Annotated in this window: 3 protein-coding genes; 2 read left to right on the top strand and 1 reads right to left on the bottom strand. The window is 64.1% G+C overall.

What is annotated here, in order from left to right; genetic code table 11:
• Nucleotides 1-153 precede the first annotated feature (153 nt).
• Nucleotides 154-759 carry a TetR/AcrR family transcriptional regulator gene (locus VK804_RS13890; RefSeq protein ID WP_325371394.1) on the bottom strand — a complete coding sequence of 202 codons (606 nt, stop codon included), beginning with the start codon at nucleotides 757-759 and terminating at the stop codon, nucleotides 154-156.
• A gap of 107 nt (nucleotides 760-866) precedes the next feature.
• Between VK804_RS13890 and VK804_RS13895 the strand changes: the two genes are divergently transcribed.
• Together VK804_RS13895 and VK804_RS13900 are read left to right on the top strand one after the other, a co-directional pair.
• Entirely contained in the window at nucleotides 867-1,439 is a 573-nt protein-coding gene (locus VK804_RS13895; protein ID WP_325371395.1) for a hydrolase, read from the top strand.
• A gap of 32 nt (nucleotides 1,440-1,471) precedes the next feature.
• A partial coding sequence (locus tag VK804_RS13900; protein WP_325371396.1) for an AbrB family transcriptional regulator occupies nucleotides 1,472-2,412 on the top strand: 941 nt, incomplete at its 3' end.

Genomic DNA, 2,412 nt, shown 5'->3' on the forward strand with positions numbered 1-2,412 from the left:
CACGCCGAGAGCCCAAGACAGATGATCAAGGACGAAATTAGCTTCATGCCGGTTCCCCAATGCGGTTTGCATTTCGAGCTCTGCGGCAAATCAATAACACGATCGTGAAAATCAGGCAACGGTCCGTCGACACCGACGGAGTCCTGCCTCTCGTCAGCGCTTGACGACGCATTCGATATACGCCGCCAGCATCTTCCGGACTTGCGGCACGAGCGGCTGCCCGCCATCCTCTTGCTCTTTCGCCAGCGTCGGCACGAGCTTCAAAACATGGCCAATCATCGCGGCGGCCTCCGCCGCGGCTTTCTCGCGCAGCCGGGGACTGGCGGCGCGCAGGATTGCGGCGATTTGACGGCGGGTCGCGCCGCGCAGCGATTTGCGGCGCTCGACGATGCCGGAGACCGAACCCGACAGCGCCGCGGCGGAGTCACGGTCCGAGCGGACCTTGAGCATCAGGTCGATGAGCCGGTCCGCCAGGCGCGGCGGCGGCAAGCCCGGCGCGCGCTTCGCCAGATCCTCGAGCATTGACGCGACGCGCTCCACGTAGCGAACAAACAGCGCTTCCGCGAGCGCCTCCTTCGATGGAAAGAACTGATACAGCGAGCCGATCGATGCGCCCGCGCGCTGCGCGATCTGCGTCATCGTGGTGGTTTCATAGCCATTTTCCGCAAACAACGCGGCACCGGCGTCCAACAGCTCTGCGACGCGCTGCACACCGCGGGCGCGCTGGGGCGCCTTGGCTATCGGCGCTTCGATTGACATTTGTGAGGATCCCTCATAAAATTATATTTATGAGTCTCCCTCATAAATAGCTTTTATACAAGGCCTGCGGTGCTGCCCGCGCCGCCCTCACCTTGGAGCCTAAGATCATGATCGAACTCGATCCTCGAACATCTGCTCTCGTCCTGATCGACCTGCAAAAGGGCATTCTCGGCAGAGCCCTTACTCCCGTCACCAGCCAAGAGTTGCTGGCGCGCGGCCAGGCCTTGGCCGAGCGCTTTCGCGCCGCCAAGGCGACTGTCGTGCTGGTCAACGTTGCGTTTGCGCCGGACGGCGCCGACATGCTGCGCCAACCGGTGGACCAGGCGCAGCCGCTCCCCGCGGGTGGCCTGCCGGCCGGTTGGAACGAATTTCCAGCCGGTCTGATGCAATCGGGGGACCTGCAAATTACCAAACGCCAATGGGGCGCGTTCTACGGTACCGAGATGGACCTGCAGCTGCGTCGACGCGGTATCCGCACGATCGTCCTGGGCGGCGTTGCGACTCAGATCGGCGTGGAATCGACGGCGCGTCAGGCCTACGAGCACGGCTACGAGCTGCTGATCGTCAGGGACACGACAACCAGTTCGGACGCCGAGGGCCATGACATGTCGATGAAACACATCATGCCCCGGCTCGGCCGTATCGTGCAAAACGGCGACATCACGTTGACTCGACGCTAGCACCGGATCGATCGAAACCGTTCCTCCGCAATATGGATCAGCCGGCCAAGCGCACCACATTCAGTTTGCACGACACCAAGGCGCCGCTGAAGTGGACCATTCTGCTGCTCGCATCGCTCGCCTTCATCGTGCCGCTCGAATTGATACACCTCCCCGCGGCGCTGCTGCTGGGCGCGATGGCGGCAGCGATCCTGGTCGCGGTTTTCGACGGCAGGCTCGCCGTGCCACAGTGGCCCTACGTCCTAGCGCAGGGATTGATCGGCTGCCTGGTGGCGCGCAGCATCGGTCCCGCGATCCTGGTGACGGTGGTTCGGCAATGGCCGCTGTTTCTCGGCGGTGTTTGCTCAGTGCTGCTCATCAGCACCTCGCTCGGTGCGCTGCTCGCGCGCTGGAAGGTCTTACCCGGAACGACCGCGGTCTGGGGCTCGTCGCCGGGCGCGGCTACTGTCATGGTGTTGATGTCCGAAGGCTTCGGCGGTGACCCGCGGCTGGTCGCCTACATGCAGTTTCTGCGCGTGATGCTGGTGGCCCTTGTGGCCTCGATCGTTGCGCGGCTCTGGGTCGCGCCCGGCGGCCTCGCGAGCGCAGCGATCGACTGGTTTCCAGCGGTCTCGGCGGGACCCTTGTCGGAAACGGTGGCGCTCGCCGTGTTCGGTGCAATCGCCGGCGCCAAATCCAAAATTCCCGCCGGCGCGCTGCTCGTCCCGCTGTTCGCCGGCATTGCGCTCTCCTGCACGCATGTCATGACGATCACCCTGCCGCCCTGGCTGATGGCCGGCTGTTACGCGCTGGTCGGCTGGTCCATCGGACTGCGATTCTCGCGCGAGATCGTCATCTACGCCGCACGCGTCTTTCCGAAAATCGCCGCCTCAACCTTGACGTTGATCGCGTTGTGCGGGGGTTTGGCCGTGCTGCTGCACCTTATCGTCGGCACCGACCCCTTAACCGCCTACCTCGCCACCAGCCCCGGCGG

Source organism: Bradyrhizobium sp., from assembly GCF_035484855.1.
Lineage (GTDB): Bacteria > Pseudomonadota > Alphaproteobacteria > Rhizobiales > Xanthobacteraceae > Bradyrhizobium.

Bases quoted from the DNA above. Each gene is read 5' to 3' on its own strand.
- VK804_RS13890 (WP_325371394.1), bottom strand. From the start codon at position 759: ATGTCAATCGAAGCGCCGATAGCCAAGGCGCCCCAGCGCGCCCGCGGT.
- VK804_RS13895 (WP_325371395.1), top strand. From the start codon at position 867: ATGATCGAACTCGATCCTCGAACATCTGCTCTCGTCCTGATCGACCTG.